Below are 19,442 nucleotides of genomic sequence, written 5' to 3'. Positions count from 1 at the left end.
CGTAACCGGTCCGTCGCGAGGCCGGAGGTTCGAGGATCAGTTATGCAGGACGCACAGACAAGCATCGACGACTCCATCGCCGGATTCCGCCGCGAAGTCTGGAAGCAGAAGCTTCTGGAACAGGCCGAGGCCGAAGGCATGGCCCAGGATCTGGGCGAGCGCCATTTCGCGACCTTCATCGACCGTGATGCCACGCTGATCGTGACCTTCGAGACCGCCGAAGGCATCCGTGCCATGTCGGAAACCCATCAGCCGTTCGGGTTCGAACTGGTGAAGTCCAAGGGCTGGTCGCATCTGTGCATCATTTCCGAGGGGGACACATGGTTTCGCGACCCCAAAGTCTATGGCTTCTTCGACCGGCTGATCGACGACGGGTTCTTTGAGGATTTCAACCGGGTCGTGTTCTATGGCGCGGGCCCCTGTGGCTATGCAGCGGCAGCCTTTTCGGTGGCCGCGCCGGGGGCCACCGTGGTGGCGGTGCAGCCGCAGGCGACGCTGGATGCGCGCATGACCGAATGGGACGACCGGTTCACCGAGATGCGCCGGGTGTCGTTTACCGACCGCTATGGCTATGCCCCCGATATGCTGGATGCGGCCGACCATGCCTTTGTCCTTTACGATCCGGCCGAAACGCTGGATGCGATGCATGCCACCCTGTTCCAGCGGTCGAATGTGACCCGGCTGCGGATGCGCTATATGGGCGCCGAGTTGCAGGCGCGGCTTCTGGATATGAGCCTGCTTTATCGCATCCTGATCCTGGCGGGATCCGGCAAGCTGAATTCGCGCAGCTTCTTTCAGCTCTACCGCGCGCGCCGGTCGTATCCCCGCTATCTCAAAGGGTTGGTGGCCGTACTTGATCGGCAGAACCGGCCCTATCTGAATATGGTGGTCTGCCGCAACGTGATCGCGCGGATGCCGGCGCGGCGGTTCCGCCGCCGTCTGGAAGAGTTGGAAGAGGACGCGCGCGCGGGCAAGTTCACGCCGCCGCCCGGTCAGGTCTGAGATTTCAGCAGACGCTTGCGGATGTGATGCCGCCAATGATGCGTGATCCGCAGCCAGAACAGAATCAGTGGCGCCATCGGGCCTGCGGCCTCGATCTCGATCCGGTCGATCAGGCGGGCACGGCCGCCCTGCGGCCGCACCTCCAGCTCATGGACCATGCGGCGCATGCCATGGCCGATCTCCTCGGATGTCATGCGCCGGGCGGCGGCGTCGAACAGGGTCACCTCCATCCGGTAGGGTTGCGACGGGAACAGACCCAGCAGCGACAGGTCGACATCGATGATCTGTCCCTGGCGTACCTGGCCGGAAGGCAGATGATCGAGCCGCATCCACGGCTGGATCACCGCATCCAGCGTGTCGAGATCGGTGACCAGCCGGAACAGCCGGTCGGGATCGGTGTCATAGGTATGTTCCAGTGTCAGCCTGCGGCGCATCACGTCCCCCTGTCGGGCCAGACTGCCGCGCGCGCGGGTCGCTGAGAACCGCGCAAATTGCCTCGCCCCCTTCCCCGGATGCCGCAGCTGTGCTAGCGGGGCGGCATGACCCAGAGCCTCACGATCCGCCGCCCCGACGACTGGCACCTGCATCTGCGCGACGGCGCCATGCTGGCTGCCGTCCTGCCCGAATCCGCGCGCCATTTCGCCCGCGCCATCGTCATGCCGAACCTGGTGCCGCCGGTGGTGACCGGGGCGCAGGCGGCCGCGTATCGCGGCCGGATCCTGGCCGCGCTGCCCGAGGGAATGAGTTTCGAGCCGCTGATGACGCTCTACCTGACCGAGCAGACCGATCCCGACGATCTGGCGGCGGCGCATGCGAGCGGGCTGATCACCTCGGTGAAGCTCTACCCAGCGGGCGCCACCACCAATTCCGCCAGCGGCGTGAAGGATTTTGACAAGGTACGGCCGGTGCTCGAACGGATGGCCGAAATCGGCTGCCCGCTCTGCGTCCATGGCGAGGTCACCGATCGCGAGATCGACATTTTCGACCGCGAGGCGGTGTTCATCGACCGGGTGCTGGACCCGATCCGCCGCGCGACACCGGGGCTGCGCGTGATCATGGAGCATATCACCACAAAGGACGGAGCCGATTACGTAGCCGCCAACCCCGAGGATCTGGGGGCGACGATCACCGTCCAGCACCTGATGTTCGACCGCAATGACATGCTGGTGGGCGGCATGCGCCCGCATTACTACTGCCTGCCGATCCTCAAACGCCGTCAGCACCGCGAGGCGCTGGTCGCTGCCGCAACGTCGGGGGATGCCCGCTATTTCCTCGGCACCGACAGCGCGCCCCATCCGACCCATGCAAAAGAGGCCGAATGCTGTGCCGCGGGCTGTTTCACCGCGCCCATCGCGCTGTCCTGCCTGGCGCATCTGTTCGAAGAAGCGGGCGCATTGGACAAGCTGGAAGGCTTCACCTCGCTGCACGGTGCCGCCTTTTATGGCCTGCCCGTCAATACCGACACGATCACCCTCGGCAAGCTTGACCCGCTCGACATCCCCAAGACCCTGCCCGTCGGGGAGCACACCGTCACCGTCTTCGATCCCGGCTTCCCGCTGCATTGGAGGGTGACCGGGTAACAAATTCTTCAACGAAGAATTTGTCCCAGAATTTTACTTAAAATTCTGGTCCCGCCCATGAAAAACGGAACCTGACCATGATCCCTGCCACCTACCCGACCCGCGAAGAAATCGCCCGCCTGACCGCCCGCATGCTGTTGGAGATCGGCGCGGTGAATTTCAACACCAAAGAGCCCTATATCCTGGCCTCGGGCCTGCCCTCGCCCAGCTATATCGACTGCCGCAAGCTGATCTCCTTTCCGCGCATCCGTTCGACGCTGATGGATTTCCTGACCGTCACCGTGATGCGGAACGCCGGTTTCGAGGCCTTCGACAATATCGCAGGCGGCGAGACGGCGGGTATTCCCTTTGCCGCTTTGGTGGCCGAGCGGATGGCGCTGCCGATGACCTATGTGCGCAAGAAACCTAAAGGTTATGGCCGGAATGCCCGCATTGAAGGCGCGATGAGCGAAGGTCAGCGGGTGCTGCTGGTCGAGGATCTGACTACCGATGGCGGCTCGAAACTCTCGTTCGTCGATGCGATCCGCGAGACCGGCGCAAGCTGTGGCCATACGGCGGTGATCTTTTACTACGACATCTTCCCCGAGACGGAAAAGACGCTGGGCGATCACGGGGTTGCGCTGCATTACCTCTGCACCTGGTGGGATGTGCTGGCCGAGGCCCGCGCGCAAGAGGCCTTTGACGAGGTCACGCTGAGCGGGGTTGAGGCCTTCCTGAAGGATCCGCGCGCCTGGCAGGCCGCCAACAAACGCTGACGCCCGACGCGACGGCATCCGGGCGGTTCTTGGCCGAAAAACCCTGCCGCCCCACCAGATATTGACGTACCCCCTGCTGATCCTTCAAGATACGGGGGGTGCGGAGATATGCACAGCATATCCCCAGAAAACATACAACTTGGCCGACTCGCGACGCTCGGCTATGACCTCTGACCCAAGAGGCGGTAGAGCAGACATGAACGAGATCACCACAATCGGACAGGCAACTGCCGAAGTCCAGAACCCGGACACCATGCCGCATTCGGTTGAGGCCGAGCAGCAGTTGTTGGGCGCGATCCTGACCAATAACGACCTTTATGACCGGGTCGCCAATATCATCGGCTCCGAGCATTTCTATGACCCGGTACATGCCCGGATCTGGGAGGTGGCCGCCGCCCGCATCGCCAAGAACGCGCTGGCCTCGCCGGTGACGCTGAAATCCTTCATGGCCGAGGACGCGGGCCTGGCGGAACTGGGTGGCGCGGCTTACCTGGTCAATCTCGCCGGTGCCTCGATCAGCGCATTCGCCGTACGCGATTATGCCCAGATGATCTATGACCTGGCGATCCGGCGCGAGTTGATCCGGCTGGGGCGCGACATCTCGGACAAGGCCGCGCGCGTCGATGTGGCCAGCGAGCCCAAGGAGCAGATCGTCGAGGCCGAACAGAAGCTGTACAAACTGTCCGAGCAGGGCCAGACCGACAGCGGATTCAAGAGCTTTCTCAAGGCGGTGACCGAGGCGGTCAATGTTACAAACCAGGCCTATCAGCGCGGCGGCGGCATGGCCGGGATCTCGACCGGGCTGGTCGATCTCGACAAGCAGCTGGGCGGGTTGCACCCGTCCGACCTGATCATCCTGGCCGGGCGTCCATCGATGGGGAAAACCTCGCTGGCGACCAATATCGCCTTTAACGTGGCCAAGGCCTATAAGCGCGGGTTGCGCCATGATGGCACCGAAGGCGCGGTGGATGGCGGCGTGGTGGGGTTCTTCAGCCTGGAAATGAGCGCCGAGCAGCTGGCGGGCCGGGTTCTGGCCGAGGCTTCGGAAATCTCCAGCCACAAGATCCGCCAGGGCGACATGACCGAGGGCGAGTTCCGCCGGTTCGTCAACGCCGCCAAGGATCTGGAGGCCTGTCCGCTGTTCATCGACGACACGCCCGCCCTGCCGATCAGCCAGCTTGCCGCCCGGGCGCGGCGGCTGAAGCGGACGCATGGGCTGGACCTGTTGGTGATCGACTATCTCCAGCTGTGCCGGGGCATGGCCGAGAACCGGGTGAACGAGATCGCCGAGATCTCGATGGGGATGAAGGCCATCGCCAAGGAGCTGAACATCCCGGTCATCGCGCTGTCGCAGCTCTCGCGTCAGGTGGAGAACCGCGACGACAAGCGGCCGCAGTTGAGCGACCTGCGGGAATCGGGTTCGATCGAGCAGGATGCCGACGTGGTGATGTTCGTGTTCCGAGAGGAATATTACAAGGAACGCGAGAAGCCCGGCGATCACGAGCTGGACAAGATGGAAGAGTGGAAGACCGCGATGGAGCGGCTGCATGGCAAGGCCGAAGTGATCGTGGGCAAGCAGCGTCACGGCCCGATTGGCACGGTCGAGCTGTCGTTTGAGGCGCAGTTCACCCGCTTTGGCAACTTGGTGAAGCCCTGGCAACAGGGCGGCGAGATCGAAGGGTACTGATCTGCCGCGGGTCGGCGGCTGTAGGGTGGGCAGTTCTGCCCACCGCGCGTGCGAAGAATTTCCGGGACTCGGCAATGGTGGGCAAGACTGCCCACCCTACCGACCTGCTACTGAACGCAACGTCCTGACGGTGGCCCAATTTGGTGATTGGACCAAAGGCGTTCAGCCAGACCAATACTGATCTATGTCAAAGCATCTAATCCTGGTCGCAACTTAGCTTTCATTGAGGAGGCAAGGGACGGCGAATGACTGTATTGTTCGAGATACTTGTTGTCTTCGGCTGGTTTCCCCTAATGATTGTGTCACTCGTCTCTTTCTTTCGGGTGATCAGAGATTGCAGTTGGCAGCGCGCGCTGATCTCCTTGTTGTCTTACCCGTTGACCTTCTTTATTTTTCTTGAGCCAAGTGTTGCATTCTTTTGTTTTCTCATCGGCGGTTGCCATGATTGGGGTGATGGCCTGGGTGGGTTCTTTGTACTGCTTTGGATAACTTCGGGCCTGCCCCTCTTCGTAAACACGATCCTGTTGCCCTCGCGCATCATGGATGGCCGTATCTCGAACAGGCCGCTCCTTCTGGTCTTTCTGATTGGCGTGGCGATCCCGATCGTTTTCTGGACTCTGGCAAGCACCACCAGAAATCTTGAAGCCTGCTGGTCGGTTCACAAGAAGGATATGGCCGCCTGCGACCGCGTCATTGCCAGCCCATGGTCGAGCCGCAAGGAAAAGGCCTCGGCTCATGAAGGCAAGTCGTGGCTGTATCGCTGGCAATCGACCCCAAGCTACGAGAATACCACAGAAAGCCTGTTGGCTGCGCTTGCAAAGCTCCCCAAGTCTGAGCGTAGAGAGGCCAGCGGCCTGTTGATGCAACTCGCCGAGATCGAATTGAAGGAAAACGGCAACTACAAGGCCGCCATCGGCTATCTTGACCAGGCAATTGAGATACAACCTGAAAACAGGTATTTTCGGTCCCTGCGGTCCCGAGCGCACTTGTTGGCGGGAAACACTGCGGCGGCTATTGCTGACCGGGATGCTGCCAGTGCTCCTCCTGGTCAACTTGTGGCGGTTGCGGCAATGAGAGAGGCATTCGAACTGGCACGCGCCGGTCAGCAAGACGAGGCTATCGAGGCAATCAACGAACCTCTGGTTCTTGAGTTTCTCAAGAAACACCCCGAACAAGCGTTCTTCGAAGGATGCCAGGTCTTTCGCAAGGCTGGAAGAACGGAACAGGCAGTCTCAAACTTCCTGTCCTTCGTGGACACCATCAGCCCGAAGTTCGATCAATCATGGAGAGGGGACAAGCAGCCCAATGCCAAGCTGAGAAAGTCTTTGGAGATTTTTGCCGAGACCGCAAACATATATGATGACGAGGGCAACCTGCGGGATGAGCCCAAGGATCGGTTGAAGGCATGCTTTGCTGACGATCAGTGCTACGACCGAATGTTCGAGGCGCTGTCGCAGGCAGACCAGAAAGACCATCGTTCAAGGTACTTCGGGCCGTAGGCGCGGTGCGGAACTGTCACCCGCGGAGCGCATAGAACACAGTCAGGGCCAAACCAAAGGTAATAACCCAGCCCCGCAACAGGCTCTGCGGGATGTGCCGGGCCAGCGTGCCGCCACCATAGCCGCCCAGCGTGGCGCCCGCCATCATTACCAGCGCCTCGGGCCAGGCGACGGCGGCGCTGAGGCCGTAGATCGCCACCGCCAGCACGCTGATCCAGCCGATGACCGCGTTCTTGACCGCGTTGGCCTGGTGGAAGTCCTCGTAACCCGCCAGGATCAGCGCCGCCAGCATGATCTGGCCCAGACCGGCGCCGAAATAACCGCCATAGACCGAGAACAGGAACAGCATCGCCCAGACGGCCCCCTGTCCCAGCGACCGGGCGGCGAGCCAGCGGCGCAGGCGCGGGGCAAAGGCGAAGAGCGCGGTGGCGCTGGCCATCAGCCAGGGCACCAGACGCTCGAAGAGGCCGCCGCCCAGCCCCACCAGCAACAGCGCGCCCAGCACCCCGCCCGCACCGCAGACCGCCAAGAGCGGCCAGAGCGCGCGGCCGATAACGCGCAGCTCGGCGCGATAGGCGGGCAGCGCAGCGAGATTTCCGGGGACCAGCGCCACAAAATTGGTGGCATTTGCCACCATCGGTGGCAGCCCGACTGCCATCAGCGCAGGAAAGGTGAAAAAGGTGGCGCCCCCCGCGACAGCGTTCAGCGCCCCGGCCAGCAGGGCCACGGCAAACAGCACACAGGTAGTGATCGGGTCAGGCAGGGCCATCCGCCGCATCTGAGCGCTAAGACCGCGCGCTGGCAAGGGGCTTGACGCCAACCCGGCCGCTTGTCACTGATCTACATATGATGTCGCGTCTTTCCCCCTTGCCGCGCCGGATGATCCTGGCCCGGCATTTCGGCCACCGCCGCAAGCGCTTTGCCGGTTAGCGACGGGTCTTGCATGCCCGTTCCCCTGACCAGCAAAGAGAGAAAGACATGACCGAATTTACAGAAATCCCCGTCATCCGGCTGGGCCAGCGCCCTGACGCCGAGATCGCCGCCGAGTTCCGCGCCGCCTATGGCACCACCGGCTTTGGCTATGTGACCGAGCATGGCATCGACCCCGACCTGATCGAGGCGCTGTTCGACGCCTCGCGCCGGTTTCACGCGCTGCCGATGGAGCGGAAAGTGGCGGTGGCAGTGGACCGCAGCCATCGCGGCTATATCCCGATCAACAGCTCGACCGACGTGAACTCGACCCTTGCCACCGTGACCAGACCGAACCAGTCGGCCAGTTTCATGATGATGCGCGAGGATGCGGTGGCCGATCCGGGCACCTACCTGTCCGGCCCGAATCGCTGGCCCGAGCTGGAGGGATTCCGCGACACGCTGGAATCCTATGCCGCGGCGATGAGCGCCCTGGGTAATCGATTGATGAGGATTGCCCTGCAAGCCGCTGGTGTTGTTGACACATATGTGATGCGCGCCTTCGAGACCCCGACCACCTGGCTGCGCCTGCTGCACTATCCGCCGCAACCGGCAGCCAGCCCCGAGGACCTCTATGGCTCGGCCCCGCATACCGATTTCGGCTGTTTGACCCTGCTGGTGCAGGACGATGTCGGCGGTTTGCAGGTCAAAACCCCGGCTGGCAACTGGGTGGATGTTCCGCGCCTGCCGGGCAGCTTTGTCGTCAATGTGGGCGACATGTTACACCGGATGTCCAACGGGCGGCTCTTGTCGACGCCGCACCGGGTGATCAATCGGTCGGGCCGCGAACGGTACAGTTGCCCGTTCTTCTACGATCCGCATGTGAACACGGTGATTGAGCCACTGCCCGGGACAGGCACGCCAAAGTTCCCGCCGCTGAAATTCGCCGATTTCCTGCGGTCGGAACTGGAAGCGGCCTATGATGCGCATAAACCCGCCAGCGGCCCGGGCGTTTCCCCTTGACCTCTGGCCTTGCCATGGCATGAACGGGATATGAGCACCGCACATCTGACCATCGACCTCGACGCGCTTGCCGATAACTGGCGGGCGCTGGATGCACGCACCAGGACCGAGACCGCCGCCGTGGTCAAGGCGAACGGCTATGGGCTGGGCGCGGGCCGCGTCGCGGCCCATCTGGCCAAGGCGGGCGCGCGCAGCTTCTTTGTCGCCGCCGCCGAGGAAGGCGTGGCCGTGCGCAAGGCGGTAGGCCCCGGCCCGATGATCGGTGTGTTCTCGGGGCATATGGAGGGCGACGCCAGTATCTTGCGTGCTCATGCGCTGACGCCGATGATCAACTCGGTCGATCAGATGCTGCGCCATGTCGAGCGCCTGCCGGGCCACGGGTTTGGCATCCAGTTGGACACGGGCATGAACCGGCTGGGGCTGGAACCCGAAGACTGGACACAACTGCGCGAGATCGCCCTGGGCCAGAAACCGGTCCTGATCATGTCTCATCTGGCCTGCGCCGACGAGCCCGGACATGAGATGAACCAGAAACAGCTTCGTCTTTTCAAGGAGATGACGGGCGAAATTGATGTTCGCCGTTCGCTCGCCGCCACCGGTGGCATCCTGCTGGGGCCTGACTATCACTTTGACATGTGCCGCCCGGGCGTGGGGCTTTATGGTGGCGAACCTTTTGACGAGGCCAAGGCGGTGGTGACGCTTGACCTGCCGGTGATCCAGGTACGTGACGTGGCCGAGGGAGAGACCGTGGGCTATTCCAACACCTGGACCGCCACCCGGCCCAGCCGCATCGCGACCGTTGCGGCGGGCTATGCCGACGGGCTGCACCGGGCGCTGGGGCGCGGCATCGAACTTTATGCCGGCAAGACCGCCTGCCCGGTCGTCGGGCGCGTCTCGATGGACCTGATCACCGTCGACATCACCGATCTGGATCACGAACCCGATACGCTGCAACTGCTCAACCGGCTGCAAACCGTCGATGATCTGGCCGAGGCGGCGGGCACCATCGGGTATGAAATTCTGACCTCGCTGGGACAACGCTACCGGCGGACCTATCTGGCGCGGGCCGAGGCCGCCGAGCGCGCGGTCGAATCGATCCGCGACAAGCTGCAACGGGTCCGTCCCGGCCTTATCTCGGAAAGCGCCGCGGAATGAACCCACTTGATCTGTTGGCACGCCTGGGACGGCTGGTCCTGTCCGTCATGGCCAGTTTCGGGCGCGTGACCCTGTTCACCCTGGACGCGGCCAGCCACATCCTGCGCCCGCCCTATTACCCGCGCGAGCTGGGGGTGGCGCTGCTCAATATCGGCTGGCTGTCGCTGCCGGTGGTGGGCCTGACCGCGATCTTCACCGGTGGCGCGCTGGCCTTGCAGATCTATGCCGGTGGCGCCCGGTTCAATGCCGAGGCGGTGGTGCCGCAGATCGTCGCCATCGGTATGGTGCGCGAGCTGGGACCGGTGCTGGTGGGGCTGATGATCGCGGCGCGTGTGACCTCCTCCATCGCGGCCGAGATCGCCACGATGAAGGTGACCGAGCAGATCGACGCGCTGGTAACGCTGTCGACCCATCCGATGAAATACCTGACCGCGCCCCGGGTGCTGGCGGCGCTGATCACGGTGCCGGTGCTGGTGGGCATCGGCGATATCATCGGCATCATGGGTGGCTATACGGTGGCGGTGCAGAACCTCGGCTTCAACGCCGCCGCCTATCTGCAAAACACCGTCGATTTCCTGGAAACCCGCGACGTGGTCTCGTCCCTGGTCAAGGGCGCCGTGTTCGGCGTCATCGCGGCGGTGATGGGCTGTTACTATGGCATGAACTCGGGCCGTGGCGCCCAAGGCGTGGGCCGTGCCACCAAAGGCTCGGTCGAGGCGGCGGCGGTGCTGATCCTGGCCGCCAACTTTGTACTCACGGGGGTGTTCTTCTCGATATGATCAGGATGGAGAATGTCCACAAGGCCTTTGGCAACAACCGCGTCTTGCAGGGGATGACGCTCGAGGTGCCGCGCGGCACCTCGACGGTGATCATCGGCGGGTCGGGCACCGGCAAGTCGGTGGCGCTGAAATGTGTGCTGGGGCTGATCAGGCCCGACAGCGGCAAGATCTATGTCGATGGCAAGGATGCCGCCGATACCGGCGACCGCGACGCCTTTCTGGCCCGCTTTGGCATGCTGTTCCAAGGCGGCGCGCTGTTCGATTCGCTGCCCGTATGGCAGAATGTGGCCTTTCGCCTGCTGCGCGGCTCGCTGAAGCGCCCGGTTGACGAGGCCCGCGCCATCGCCATCGAGAAGCTGCGCCGCGTGGGCCTGAAACCGGATGTGGCCGACCGGCTGCCCGCCGAGCTCTCGGGCGGCATGCAGAAACGCGTGGGCCTCGCCCGCGCCATCGCCGCCGAGCCTGAGATCATCTTCTTTGACGAGCCCACGACGGGTCTCGACCCGATCATGGCCGGTGTGATCAACGAGCTGATCCGCGAGATCGTGACCGAGATGGGCGCCACCGCGATGACCATCACCCATGACATGACCAGCGTCCGCGCGATTGCCGACAACGTGGCGATGCTGCATGGCGGGGTGATCCAATGGACCGGCCCGGTGGCGCAGATGGACGACAGCGGCGACCCCTATCTGGACCAGTTCATCCACGGTCGTGCGGAAGGGCCGATTGAGGCGGTCCGCTGAGGCCAGACGCTAAACGCCCGGCATCCCGGTAAACCCCTCCTCCACCCATTCCAGAGCCTTGCTGCGCACCTCTTCGGGCAGTGTTTCGGCGCGCCTGGTCTCGAGGTTGAGCAGCACGCATTTGAACAGCGTATGGAACGCCTCTTTTCCATCCGCGGCCCGGAACAACCGATGCCGGAAGGTCAGGGACTTTCCGCCGAACTCAACCACGCTGGTCCGCATGTAGATCGCGTCTCCGGCGGCCAGTTCCGCCAGGAAATTGCTGTCGGCATGGACCACCGCAAAGGACAGGCGCCTCCCGCCCCGCATGTCACTGGCGGTCAGCCCCATTTCGGACTGGACCGCAACAACGGCATCAGAACAGGCCGCGAAGTAGCGCGAGACATTCATATGGCCCAGGAAATCGCAATCCGACGGATCCACCACCGAGCGGAACGACACAAAATCTGACATGACCACCTCCTCTTTTCCCCGTTCATGATAGCAGGTTTCACACCGCTCAAGGCTTGTGGCCATGTGGATGGCTGATTAGGTCGGTCGTCGCAAACAACGAGACATTCCGATGACCCTCCGCCTCGCCACCCTCTCGCTGCTGGTCCTCTACCCCATCGCCTGGTTCGCGCCGCTGATGCGGGCGGGGCTGCTGCCGATCTTCGGCCTCTCTGAGATCAGCGTGATCACCGGGCTGCAAAGCCTCTGGGCCTCGGATGTGGCGCTGGCGCTGATCGTCACCGCATTCGCCCTCTTCGCCCCCTATCTCAAGACCATCGGCACCGCCCTGATCCAGTGGAACCTGCTCGATCCGCGTGCCCAACCCGCCCTGCACGTGCTGGGCAAGCTCGCCATGGCCGATATCTTCCTCATCGCGCTCTACATTACCCTGGCCAAGGGCATCTCCTATGCGACCATAGAGGTCGCCTGGGGCCTCTATCTCTTCACCGGCTGCATCCTGGCCTCGATCGCGCTGGGCCTTCTCACCGAGCGCCAGAGGCAAAAGGCACCATAACCCCTTCCTCTTGCTCCAAATATCCCGGAGCGCGAGGCAGAGCCTCGCAAGACACCGCCGCGCCAGCGGCGCCCGGCCCAACGCCCGCAGGTGGCCCGCAGGGGCATCGAGGGGGGCGGGAGCGCTCCGCTCTTGAGGTGTCGCCAAAGACAGGGCACTAAGCGCATATGGCAAAACCCTCTTTCTCCTGCTCCGCCTGCGGGGCGTCCTTCACCAAATGGTCGGGCCGCTGCGAAGGCTGCGGCGAATGGAACACCATCAGCCAGGACGCGGGCCTGTCGGTCGGCCCGGCCAAGACATCGCTGGGCGCCAAGCGGGGCCGGGCCGTCACGCTTACCGATCTGGCCTCGGACGAGACCCCGCCGCCGCGCGCGTGCTCGGGGATAGACGAGCTTGACCGGGTGCTGGGCGGCGGGCTGGTGCCCGCCTCGGCGATCCTGGTGGGCGGCGATCCGGGCATTGGCAAATCGACGCTTTTGTTGCAAGCCGCCGCCGCCTTTGCCCGCAAGGGCCTGAAAACCCTCTATGTCTCGGGTGAAGAGGCCAGCGCCCAGGTGCGCATGCGCGCAAGACGGCTGGGCCTGGCGGATGCGCCGGTGCAACTGGCCGCCGAAACCAACCTGCGCGACATCCTCACCACGCTCGAGGCCGAGAAACCGGGTCTTGTGATCATCGATTCGATCCAGACCATGTGGGCCGACAATGTGGACAGCGCGCCGGGCAGCGTGTCCCAGGTGCGCGCCTCGGCGCATGAGCTGACCACATTCGCCAAGCGCACCGGCGTTTCGGTGATCATGGTCGGCCATGTCACCAAGGACGGTCAGATCGCCGGGCCCCGCGTGGTCGAGCATATGGTCGATACCGTGCTCTACTTCGAGGGTGAGCGCGGCCATCAGTTCCGCATCCTGCGAAGCGTCAAGAACCGGTTCGGCGCCGCCGACGAGATCGGCGTCTTCGAGATGACCGGCGCGGGCCTGGCCGAGGTTACCAACCCCTCTGCCCTGTTCCTCAGCGAGCGCGGCACGCCCAGTCCCGGCTCGGTGGTCTTTGCCGGGATCGAAGGCACAAGGCCCGTGCTGGTCGAGTTGCAGGCCCTCGTCGCCCCCTCGCCCCACAGCCAGCCGCGCCGTACAGTGGTGGGCTGGGATGGCGGGCGGCTGGCGATGATCCTCGCCGTGCTCGAGGCGCGCTGCGGCATCCCCTTTGCCGGGCTCGATGTCTATCTGAACGTGGCGGGCGGGCTCAAGATCTCGGAACCCGCCGCCGATCTGGCGGTGGCCGCGGCACTTCTCAGTGCACGTGAAGATCAGGCGCTGCCCGCCGATACGGTGGTTTTCGGCGAAATTTCCCTCTCGGGCGCCCTGCGCCCGGCCAGTCAGACCGAAAACAGGTTGAAAGAAGCGCAAAAACTTGGTTTCACCTCTGCCATCGCCCCGGCGGGCGGCAAGACCGCCGTCGGGACGGATATCGCCCTGAAACGGCCGTCGGATCTGGTGGGATTCGTAGGCGAGTTCTTCGGGGCGGGATAGTATCGCCCCCAGCGGGCACCAAGGAACGAACAGGCGAGGGCCATGGAAGGTTTCACCATCATCGACGGGGTCGTGGCCCTGATCATCGTGCTGTCGGCTCTGCTGGCCTATGCGCGTGGGTTCATGCGCGAGGCGATGGCCATTGCGGGCTGGATCGCGGCGGCTGTTCTGGCCTTTCTGTTTGCCCCTAAGGCGATGCCGCTCATTCGGGAGCTGCCGGTGGTGGGCGAGTTCCTGACCGACAGCTGCGAATTGTCGGTCATTGCGGCCTTTGCCGCGGTGTTTGCGGTGGCGCTGGTGGTGGTGAGTTTCTTTACCCCGCTGTTCTCGTCGCTGGTGCAGCGCTCGGCGCTTGGCGGGCTGGATCAGGCGCTGGGGTTCATCTTTGGCGTGGCGCGCGGCATCCTGTTGGTTGCGATCGCCTTCTTTGTCTATGACACCGTCATGACCGGGCAGAGTTTCACCATCGTCGACGAGAGCCGCTCGGCACAGGTCTTTGCCCGGATGACCGGCAAGATCGAGGAACAGAACCCCGAGCAGGCCCTGGGCTGGATCACCCAGCAATACGAGAACCTGGTGGGCACCTGCGCCAAGTAATCCGCCCCCGGCGAAGCGAATCGACCCGCGCAACGGCTTGCGCGGGTTTTTTCTTGGTTAACAGGATCTTGCCCCGCGTTCGCTGAAGTCCGGGAATACCCGTCCGGGTGCGGGCTCTGTCCGCGAAGGGGAAACGGTTCTTTGATTTGGCCGCAATCATGTCGAAAATTCGGCGGAATTGCGAAGCCAACTTGGGGGCAGTCCAGAACAGACCTCAGCGACAGGAGGACCCCCCAGATGCTGCTTTCCCACCACACCGCTTTTGCCGAATTCACCCCGGTTGACCTCCCCCTCGCCGGGATGACCTGTGGCACGCTGATTGAAACCACCCAAGGCTGGATGCCGGTTGAACGGCTGCGGGCCGGAGACCGTGTCGCCATGGGGGATGGCGGTTTTCGCGCCGTACTGAACTTGGAAAGCCGCGAACAGGACGACGCGCCGCTTTGGCGGGTTCCGGGCGGCACCTTTGGTGCCTGTTCCGACCTGACCCTGACCGAAAGCCAGTATCTGGCGCTGAACGGGCGGGATTGCCACCGGCTGTTCGGAGTACCGATGGTGCTGGTTCCGGCAGGCGCACTTGCCGGTTTTCAAGGCGTGCACCGTATCGCGCCCGCCCATACCCGCACCTATGTGCCGCGCTTTGCAACAGAGGAGCTGGTCTGGGCGCAGACCGGTTTGCGCGTCCTCTGCCCCGGCACGGATGGCGAGGCTCATTACAAGCGGCTGAATTATGGTCAGGCCCGGGCACTGCTGCTGATGATGAGCGGCGGCGCATTGGGGGCCGACCTGGCCGCGTGAAAGATGCAGGTGCGGCAAAAGAATTCATGATCCTTTCGTGACAGCCGGGGTTTGAGGCATTATGTGGTGGCCTGACCTGAAACGGAATCGGAGCTGCCCCCGTGCAAAGCCCGCAGACGCCCGCCCCGCGCTTTCCCATTGCCCATCCCTTTGACGACGACAAACTGCGCGAGGAATGCGGGATATTCGGGGTGATCGGCGTTCAGGACGCCGCCAGTTTCGTGGCGCTTGGCCTGCATGCCTTGCAACACCGGGGACAAGAGGCGGGCGGCATCGTCACCCATGACCCGGTCCAGGGGTTCAACTCGGCCCGCCGCTTTGGCTATGTCCGCGACAATTTCACCTCGACCACGGTGATGGAGACCCTGCCCGGCCCGCTGGGCATCGGGCATGTGCGCTATTCCACCGCCGGGTCCAAGGGGCAGACCCAGATTCGCGACGTGCAACCGTTCTTTGGCGAGTTTGCCATGGGCGGCGCGGCGATTGCCCATAACGGCAACATCACCAATGCCAATGCGTTGCGGCGGGAACTGATCGAGCGCGGCTCGATCTTTCAATCCTCGTCGGACAGCGAATGCATCATCCACCTGATGGCCCGTTCCTTGCAGCGCAACATCCCCGAGCGGATGGAGGATGCGCTGCGCCGGGTCGAGGGCGCGTTTTCGGTGGTGGCGATGACGCGCACCAAGCTGATTGGCGTGCGCGACCCGCTGGGCGTGCGGCCGCTGGTGCTGGGTCGGATCGGCGACGGCTGGGTGCTGTCCTCGGAAACCTGTGCGCTGGATATCATCGGGGCCGAGTTCATCCGCGAGATCGAACCGGGCGAGATGGTGGTGATCACCGCCGAAAGCGGGGTGCAGAGCCATTTCCCCTTCCGCCCGCAGCCGTCCAAGTTCTGCATCTTCGAACATGTCTATTTCTCGCGCCCCGATTCGATTCTGGGCGGGCGCAGCGTCTATGAAACGCGCGAGGCGATCGGCCGCGAACTGGCCAAGGAAAGCCCGGTCGAGGCCGATCTGGTCTGCCCGGTGCCCGACAGCGGCACCCCTGCGGCGATCGGTTTCTCGCTGGAAAGCGGCATTCCCTACGCGATGGGGATCATCCGCAACCAGTATATGGGCCGCACCTTCATCGAACCGACCGAGCAGATCCGCAACATGGGCGTGCGGCTGAAGCTGAACGTGAACCGGGCGCTGATCCGTGGCAAGCGGGTGATCCTGGTCGACGATTCGGTGGTGCGCGGCACCACCAGCCGCAAGATCAAGGACATGATCCTGGATGCGGGCGCCAAGGAGGTGCATTTCCGCATCGCCAGCCCGCCCACCGCCTGGCCGTGCTTCTATGGCGTCGACACGCCCGAACGCGAAAAACTGCTGGCCGCGACCATGACCGAGGACGAGATGCGCGAACATCTGGGGGTCGACAGCCTGAAATTCATCTCGCTCGACGGGCTTTACCGCGCCGTGGGCGAGAGCAAGGGCCGCGACAAGGCTTGCCCGCAATATTGCGACGCCTGTTTCTCGGGCGAATACCCGGTCACGCCGTCCGACATGATCGACAAGGGTTTCGCGCTCAAGGCTGCGGAGTAAACCACGCGCGGCGGCTTCCTGCTCATAAGCGTGGCGCCTCTGGTCCTTGCTCGCCCTGCCTGTTAGGCGCCGGGGCAAAGCAGACAGACAGGCGAATCGATGGCGAACAGCAAGGTCAGCTCGGCGGCAACTCAGGCCGCCGACATTCAGAAGAACGCATTGACGGTCCTGGGCATCTTTGGCCCCGCAGATGACATGCGCGCCCTGGTGCGTCTGCCCGGCGGCAAGGTCGAACAGGTGGCGCCCGGCGACAAGCTGCGCGCGGGCGAGATCGTTGCCATTGACGACGACGGTCTGATGCTGCGGCATGGTGGCCAGACCCGCCGGGTCAGCATCCCCGGCAGCTGAACGCACTTGACGGGCGGGCTCGGCGCGGTCAAACCGCGCGCATGACACAAGATACCAAACTGGCCCTGATCACCGGCGCCTCGCGCGGTCTGGGCGCCGCGCTGGCCGAAGCGCTGGCCCCCACCCATCATATCGTGGCGGTGGCCCGCACCACCGGCGCGCTGGAGGAACTGGACGATCGGATCAAGGCGCGCGGCGGCAGCGCGACGCTGGCGCCGATGGACGTGACCGACCCGGCCGCGATGGCGACGCTCTGCCGGGGCATTCACGATCGCTGGGGTCGGCTCGACCTGTGGCTGCACACGGCCATCCACGCCGCGCCCTTGAGCCCGGCGAATTTTGTCGATGCCAAGGACTGGACCAAATCGGTCGCGGTCAACGCCACCGCCACATCGGTTCTGATCCCCTATGTCGCGCCCCTGCTGGGAGAAACCGGCCAGGCGGTGTTTTTCGACGATCCGCGCGCAGGCCAGAAGTTCTTTGGCGCTTATGGCGCGACCAAGGCGGCGCAGATGGCGCTGGCCTGCAGTTGGGCCGCCGAGACCGGGCGGACCGGTCCCCGCGTGACCATCCTGGCACCTGCGCCGATGCCAACCGCGCTGCGCGCCCGGTTTTTTCCGGGAGAGGACCGCGAGGCCCTGACGCCCTGCGCCGTAGAGGCCGCGCGTCTCGTCTCGCTGCTGTAATCCTCGCTGCTGTCCGGCGCGCTGCGTCGTCAGCGGCAGAGCGGCAGGCCGACGGAAAGCGATCCGTCCGATCCGTAGAGGGTGCCGTATTTTGGACGGCATGTCGGCGCTCCGGATTTGGCCGCAGGTTTCGCCGGTGCTGGCGCGGGGGCGGTTGCTGTGGTTGCCGGTTGGCGTGCCGCGGTTGTTTTTCGCGCCGGTTTTGGCGCGGGCTGGGCCACGACGCAGATCACCTCTTCGTTCTGCTCGACCTGTTCCAGCACCGCGGCGAAGACTTCCGGGTCAGAATTGCTGTTGAGGTGCAGATCGGTTCCGGCGGCCTTGTTGAACCGGACCAGAGCAGCCAGCGAGCCGCGCCCCCAGATGCCGTCCACCGAGCTGCGATAGCACCCCCGGTCCTTGAGCGCCGCTTGCACCGCCCGCTTCAGCTCGTCCCGGCTCAGCACGGGCGCCGGTGGTTCGGGCACAGGCTGAGGCTCAAGGGTGACCGGGAGCTGGACAGCGGCCTGTTTCTGTTCCTCGACAAGCGGGGCAACGGGCGCGGTCACCGGCGGCGGGGCCGAGGTACGCTCTGTGGTGCCGGTTTGCGGCGGCAGGGCAGCGACCTGCTGGCTTGCCAACTGGCTGCGCGTGCGCTGCGCCAGCAAGTACAGAAGCTGCGAAGACTGGGCCGCGTGGGTTTCAAGGAACACATCCCACCCCTCGACCGTGCCGGTGAACTCCGCCTTGGCATAGTCGCGCAGCATCTGCTCTTCGTCATTCACCACCGGTGTTTCCACCACCACGGGTGCCGGTGCTGGCTCGGCCGAATTGGGATTGATCACCACCTGTTCGGCCCCCAGCGAGGAATAGACGAAAGGAACCGCGCCGGGCACGGTGCGGTTGAGCTCGTCCCGGACCGCACCCAGCAGGATGCGCACATCCGCCGGAGGCAGATCCAGCGCCTTGAGAAAGGCGGAGGTGAAGGGGGAGTTCTGGCCCGCCAGACCATCGGGCGTCACCTCGCCCGCGGCGGCGGCGTAAGCGATCAGTGTCGCGGCCTCGGCGTTGGAGACGATGGCCAAACCTTGACCCACGTTGCGGCCACGGTTCTCGCGCTGCATCTTCTGGACAAACGGGTTGTCGCGGCAGGCGTCCAGCACCACCATCTTGAGCTTTTTCGCCCCTGAGAGTTGCCGCAGGACCACGTCCATGCCGATCATCTCCAGGTCGGCATCACGCTCGTCCGAGAGGCGCGCGTCGACCGGGATCAGAAAGTTCTGGCCGCCGACCTCGATCCCGTGACCGGCGTAATAGACCATGGCGACCTCGGCGCGGTCGGCCTTGTCGCGAAACTCGCGCAGGGTGTTGTAGAGCGCGCTGCGGGTCAGGTCGGTGACCTTGACCACCTCGAACCCCTGCCTGCTCAGCGCCGCCGAAACCGCCTCGGCATCGCGGCCCGGATTGGCCAGCGGCGCCACGTTCTGATAGGAGGCGTTGCCGATGACCAGGGCCACCTTCTCTGCCCAAAGAACGGCGGGCAACAGGCTGAAAAACAGGGCAAAGACAAGTCTGAGCATAAAATCCCTCCCCCCCTCAAGAGAGGTTCGGTTCAGTCTGCCACAGTGTCGGTTACCGATCAACCGGACCGGATCAGATCGCCACGCCTTGCCGTCCGGCCGGATCGACGAAGAACTGCCAGATAACACGGACCGAGAGTGCACAATGTAAGACGAGAGGAAATAAAGTCGACAAACGTACAAGGACGCAAGTGG

Annotated in this window: 19 protein-coding genes and 1 pseudogene; 16 read left to right on the top strand and 4 right to left on the bottom strand. The window is 64.0% G+C overall.

Annotation, left to right across the window (positions count from 1 at the left end):
* Positions 1 to 42: 42 nt before the first annotated feature.
* The gene (locus tag OE747_RS20045; protein ID WP_263830252.1) at positions 43 to 1,002 is read left to right on the top strand and encodes a phosphoadenosine phosphosulfate reductase; all 960 of its coding nucleotides are present in this window, start codon (positions 43 to 45) and stop codon (positions 1,000 to 1,002) included.
* Here OE747_RS20045 and OE747_RS20040 read toward each other — a convergent pair.
* The gene (locus OE747_RS20040; RefSeq protein ID WP_263830251.1) at positions 993 to 1,436 is read right to left on the bottom strand and encodes an SRPBCC family protein; all 444 of its coding nucleotides are present in this window, start codon (positions 1,434 to 1,436) and stop codon (positions 993 to 995) included. The genes OE747_RS20045 and OE747_RS20040 overlap by 10 nt on opposite strands.
* Before the next feature lie 105 nt (positions 1,437 to 1,541).
* On the opposite strand from OE747_RS20040, the gene pyrC reads away from it, so the two are divergent.
* The 4 genes from pyrC to OE747_RS20020 all read left to right on the top strand — a co-directional run bounded on the left by pyrC (position 1,542) and on the right by OE747_RS20020 (position 6,523).
* Positions 1,542 to 2,582 carry a dihydroorotase gene (gene pyrC, locus OE747_RS20035; RefSeq protein ID WP_263830250.1) on the top strand — a complete coding sequence of 347 codons (1,041 nt, stop codon included), beginning with the start codon at positions 1,542 to 1,544 and terminating at the stop codon, positions 2,580 to 2,582.
* 77 nt (positions 2,583 to 2,659) lie between these two features.
* Positions 2,660 to 3,337, top strand: a complete 678-nt coding sequence (locus OE747_RS20030; RefSeq protein WP_263830249.1) for an orotate phosphoribosyltransferase — start codon at positions 2,660 to 2,662, stop codon at positions 3,335 to 3,337.
* A gap of 196 nt (positions 3,338 to 3,533) precedes the next feature.
* On the top strand, positions 3,534 to 5,024 hold the full coding sequence (locus OE747_RS20025; protein ID WP_263830248.1) for a replicative DNA helicase: 1,491 nt from the start codon (positions 3,534 to 3,536) through the stop codon (positions 5,022 to 5,024).
* A 245-nt stretch (positions 5,025 to 5,269) separates the two neighbouring features.
* Complete coding sequence (locus tag OE747_RS20020) at positions 5,270 to 6,523, top strand: tetratricopeptide repeat protein (RefSeq protein ID WP_263830247.1); 1,254 nt, start codon at positions 5,270 to 5,272, stop codon at positions 6,521 to 6,523.
* Positions 6,524 to 6,539: 16 nt separating this feature from the next.
* Here OE747_RS20020 and OE747_RS20015 read toward each other — a convergent pair whose 3' ends face one another.
* Complete coding sequence (locus tag OE747_RS20015; protein ID WP_263830246.1) at positions 6,540 to 7,292, bottom strand: sulfite exporter TauE/SafE family protein; 753 nt, start codon at positions 7,290 to 7,292, stop codon at positions 6,540 to 6,542.
* A gap of 209 nt (positions 7,293 to 7,501) precedes the next feature.
* On the opposite strand from OE747_RS20015, the gene OE747_RS20010 reads away from it, so the two are divergent.
* The 4 genes and pseudogenes from OE747_RS20010 (at position 7,502) to OE747_RS19995 (ending at position 11,135) form a co-directional block, all read left to right on the top strand.
* Positions 7,502 to 8,455, top strand: a complete 954-nt coding sequence (locus OE747_RS20010) for an isopenicillin N synthase family dioxygenase (RefSeq protein ID WP_263830245.1) — start codon at positions 7,502 to 7,504, stop codon at positions 8,453 to 8,455.
* 30 nt (positions 8,456 to 8,485) lie between these two features.
* Positions 8,486 to 9,517, top strand: a pseudogene (alr, locus tag OE747_RS20005) (alanine racemase); the annotation flags it as partial.
* 89 nt (positions 9,518 to 9,606) lie between these two features.
* Entirely contained in the window at positions 9,607 to 10,389 is a 783-nt protein-coding gene (locus tag OE747_RS20000; protein ID WP_263830244.1) for an MlaE family ABC transporter permease, read from the top strand.
* Entirely contained in the window at positions 10,386 to 11,135 is a 750-nt protein-coding gene (locus OE747_RS19995; RefSeq protein ID WP_263830243.1) for an ABC transporter ATP-binding protein, read from the top strand. The genes OE747_RS20000 and OE747_RS19995 overlap by 4 nt, the downstream gene beginning before the upstream one ends.
* Before the next feature lie 9 nt (positions 11,136 to 11,144).
* Here OE747_RS19995 and OE747_RS19990 read toward each other — a convergent pair whose 3' ends face one another.
* The gene (locus OE747_RS19990) at positions 11,145 to 11,588 is read right to left on the bottom strand and encodes an acyl-CoA thioesterase (protein WP_263830242.1); all 444 of its coding nucleotides are present in this window, start codon (positions 11,586 to 11,588) and stop codon (positions 11,145 to 11,147) included.
* A 109-nt stretch (positions 11,589 to 11,697) separates the two neighbouring features.
* Between OE747_RS19990 and OE747_RS19985 the strand changes: the two genes are divergently transcribed.
* From OE747_RS19985 to OE747_RS19955, 7 genes are all read left to right on the top strand, one after another.
* On the top strand, positions 11,698 to 12,141 hold the full coding sequence (locus OE747_RS19985; RefSeq protein WP_263830241.1) for a paraquat-inducible protein A: 444 nt from the start codon (positions 11,698 to 11,700) through the stop codon (positions 12,139 to 12,141).
* 167 nt (positions 12,142 to 12,308) lie between these two features.
* Positions 12,309 to 13,670: a DNA repair protein RadA gene (radA, locus tag OE747_RS19980; RefSeq protein WP_263830240.1), complete on the top strand. Its 1,362-nt coding sequence runs from the start codon at positions 12,309 to 12,311 to the stop codon at positions 13,668 to 13,670.
* A gap of 42 nt (positions 13,671 to 13,712) precedes the next feature.
* Positions 13,713 to 14,267, top strand: coding sequence for a CvpA family protein (locus OE747_RS19975; RefSeq protein WP_263830239.1), 555 nt, complete (start codon positions 13,713 to 13,715; stop codon positions 14,265 to 14,267).
* Between the two features lie 237 nt (positions 14,268 to 14,504).
* A complete protein-coding gene (locus OE747_RS19970) occupies positions 14,505 to 15,065 on the top strand; it encodes a Hint domain-containing protein (protein ID WP_263830238.1) in 561 nt (186 codons plus the stop codon).
* A gap of 101 nt (positions 15,066 to 15,166) precedes the next feature.
* On the top strand, positions 15,167 to 16,654 hold the full coding sequence (gene purF, locus OE747_RS19965) for an amidophosphoribosyltransferase (RefSeq protein ID WP_263830237.1): 1,488 nt from the start codon (positions 15,167 to 15,169) through the stop codon (positions 16,652 to 16,654).
* Positions 16,655 to 16,753: 99 nt separating this feature from the next.
* The gene (locus OE747_RS19960; protein ID WP_263830236.1) at positions 16,754 to 17,002 is read left to right on the top strand and encodes a hypothetical protein; all 249 of its coding nucleotides are present in this window, start codon (positions 16,754 to 16,756) and stop codon (positions 17,000 to 17,002) included.
* A gap of 41 nt (positions 17,003 to 17,043) precedes the next feature.
* Positions 17,044 to 17,688, top strand: a complete 645-nt coding sequence (locus OE747_RS19955; protein ID WP_263830235.1) for an SDR family NAD(P)-dependent oxidoreductase — start codon at positions 17,044 to 17,046, stop codon at positions 17,686 to 17,688.
* Positions 17,689 to 17,717: 29 nt separating this feature from the next.
* Here the strand turns inward: OE747_RS19955 and OE747_RS19950 are convergent, their stop codons facing one another.
* Complete coding sequence (locus OE747_RS19950) at positions 17,718 to 19,247, bottom strand: caspase family protein (RefSeq protein WP_263830234.1); 1,530 nt, start codon at positions 19,245 to 19,247, stop codon at positions 17,718 to 17,720.
* Positions 19,248 to 19,442: the final 195 nt, after the last annotated feature.

The organism is Ruegeria aquimaris, from assembly GCF_025751555.1.
GTDB lineage: Bacteria > Pseudomonadota > Alphaproteobacteria > Rhodobacterales > Rhodobacteraceae > Ruegeria_B > Ruegeria_B aquimaris.
This window is presented reverse-complemented; position numbering and strand designations above follow the sequence as displayed.

Excerpts from the sequence above, each read along its gene's own strand:
- OE747_RS20045 (WP_263830252.1), top strand. The coding sequence starts at position 43 with ATGCAGGACGCACAGACAAGCATCGACGACTCCATCGCCGGATTCCGC.
- OE747_RS20040 (WP_263830251.1), bottom strand. The coding sequence starts at position 1,436 with ATGCGCCGCAGGCTGACACTGGAACATACCTATGACACCGATCCCGAC.
- pyrC (WP_263830250.1), top strand. The coding sequence starts at position 1,542 with ATGACCCAGAGCCTCACGATCCGCCGCCCCGACGACTGGCACCTGCAT.
- OE747_RS20030 (WP_263830249.1), top strand. The coding sequence starts at position 2,660 with ATGATCCCTGCCACCTACCCGACCCGCGAAGAAATCGCCCGCCTGACC.
- OE747_RS20025 (WP_263830248.1), top strand. The coding sequence starts at position 3,534 with ATGAACGAGATCACCACAATCGGACAGGCAACTGCCGAAGTCCAGAAC.
- OE747_RS20020 (WP_263830247.1), top strand. The coding sequence starts at position 5,270 with ATGACTGTATTGTTCGAGATACTTGTTGTCTTCGGCTGGTTTCCCCTA.
- OE747_RS20015 (WP_263830246.1), bottom strand. The coding sequence starts at position 7,292 with ATGGCCCTGCCTGACCCGATCACTACCTGTGTGCTGTTTGCCGTGGCC.
- OE747_RS20010 (WP_263830245.1), top strand. The coding sequence starts at position 7,502 with ATGACCGAATTTACAGAAATCCCCGTCATCCGGCTGGGCCAGCGCCCT.
- OE747_RS20000 (WP_263830244.1), top strand. The coding sequence starts at position 9,607 with ATGAACCCACTTGATCTGTTGGCACGCCTGGGACGGCTGGTCCTGTCC.
- OE747_RS19995 (WP_263830243.1), top strand. The coding sequence starts at position 10,386 with ATGATCAGGATGGAGAATGTCCACAAGGCCTTTGGCAACAACCGCGTC.
- OE747_RS19990 (WP_263830242.1), bottom strand. The coding sequence starts at position 11,588 with ATGTCAGATTTTGTGTCGTTCCGCTCGGTGGTGGATCCGTCGGATTGC.
- OE747_RS19985 (WP_263830241.1), top strand. The coding sequence starts at position 11,698 with ATGACCCTCCGCCTCGCCACCCTCTCGCTGCTGGTCCTCTACCCCATC.
- radA (WP_263830240.1), top strand. The coding sequence starts at position 12,309 with ATGGCAAAACCCTCTTTCTCCTGCTCCGCCTGCGGGGCGTCCTTCACC.
- OE747_RS19975 (WP_263830239.1), top strand. The coding sequence starts at position 13,713 with ATGGAAGGTTTCACCATCATCGACGGGGTCGTGGCCCTGATCATCGTG.
- OE747_RS19970 (WP_263830238.1), top strand. The coding sequence starts at position 14,505 with ATGCTGCTTTCCCACCACACCGCTTTTGCCGAATTCACCCCGGTTGAC.
- OE747_RS19960 (WP_263830236.1), top strand. The coding sequence starts at position 16,754 with ATGGCGAACAGCAAGGTCAGCTCGGCGGCAACTCAGGCCGCCGACATT.
- OE747_RS19955 (WP_263830235.1), top strand. The coding sequence starts at position 17,044 with ATGACACAAGATACCAAACTGGCCCTGATCACCGGCGCCTCGCGCGGT.
- OE747_RS19950 (WP_263830234.1), bottom strand. The coding sequence starts at position 19,247 with ATGCTCAGACTTGTCTTTGCCCTGTTTTTCAGCCTGTTGCCCGCCGTT.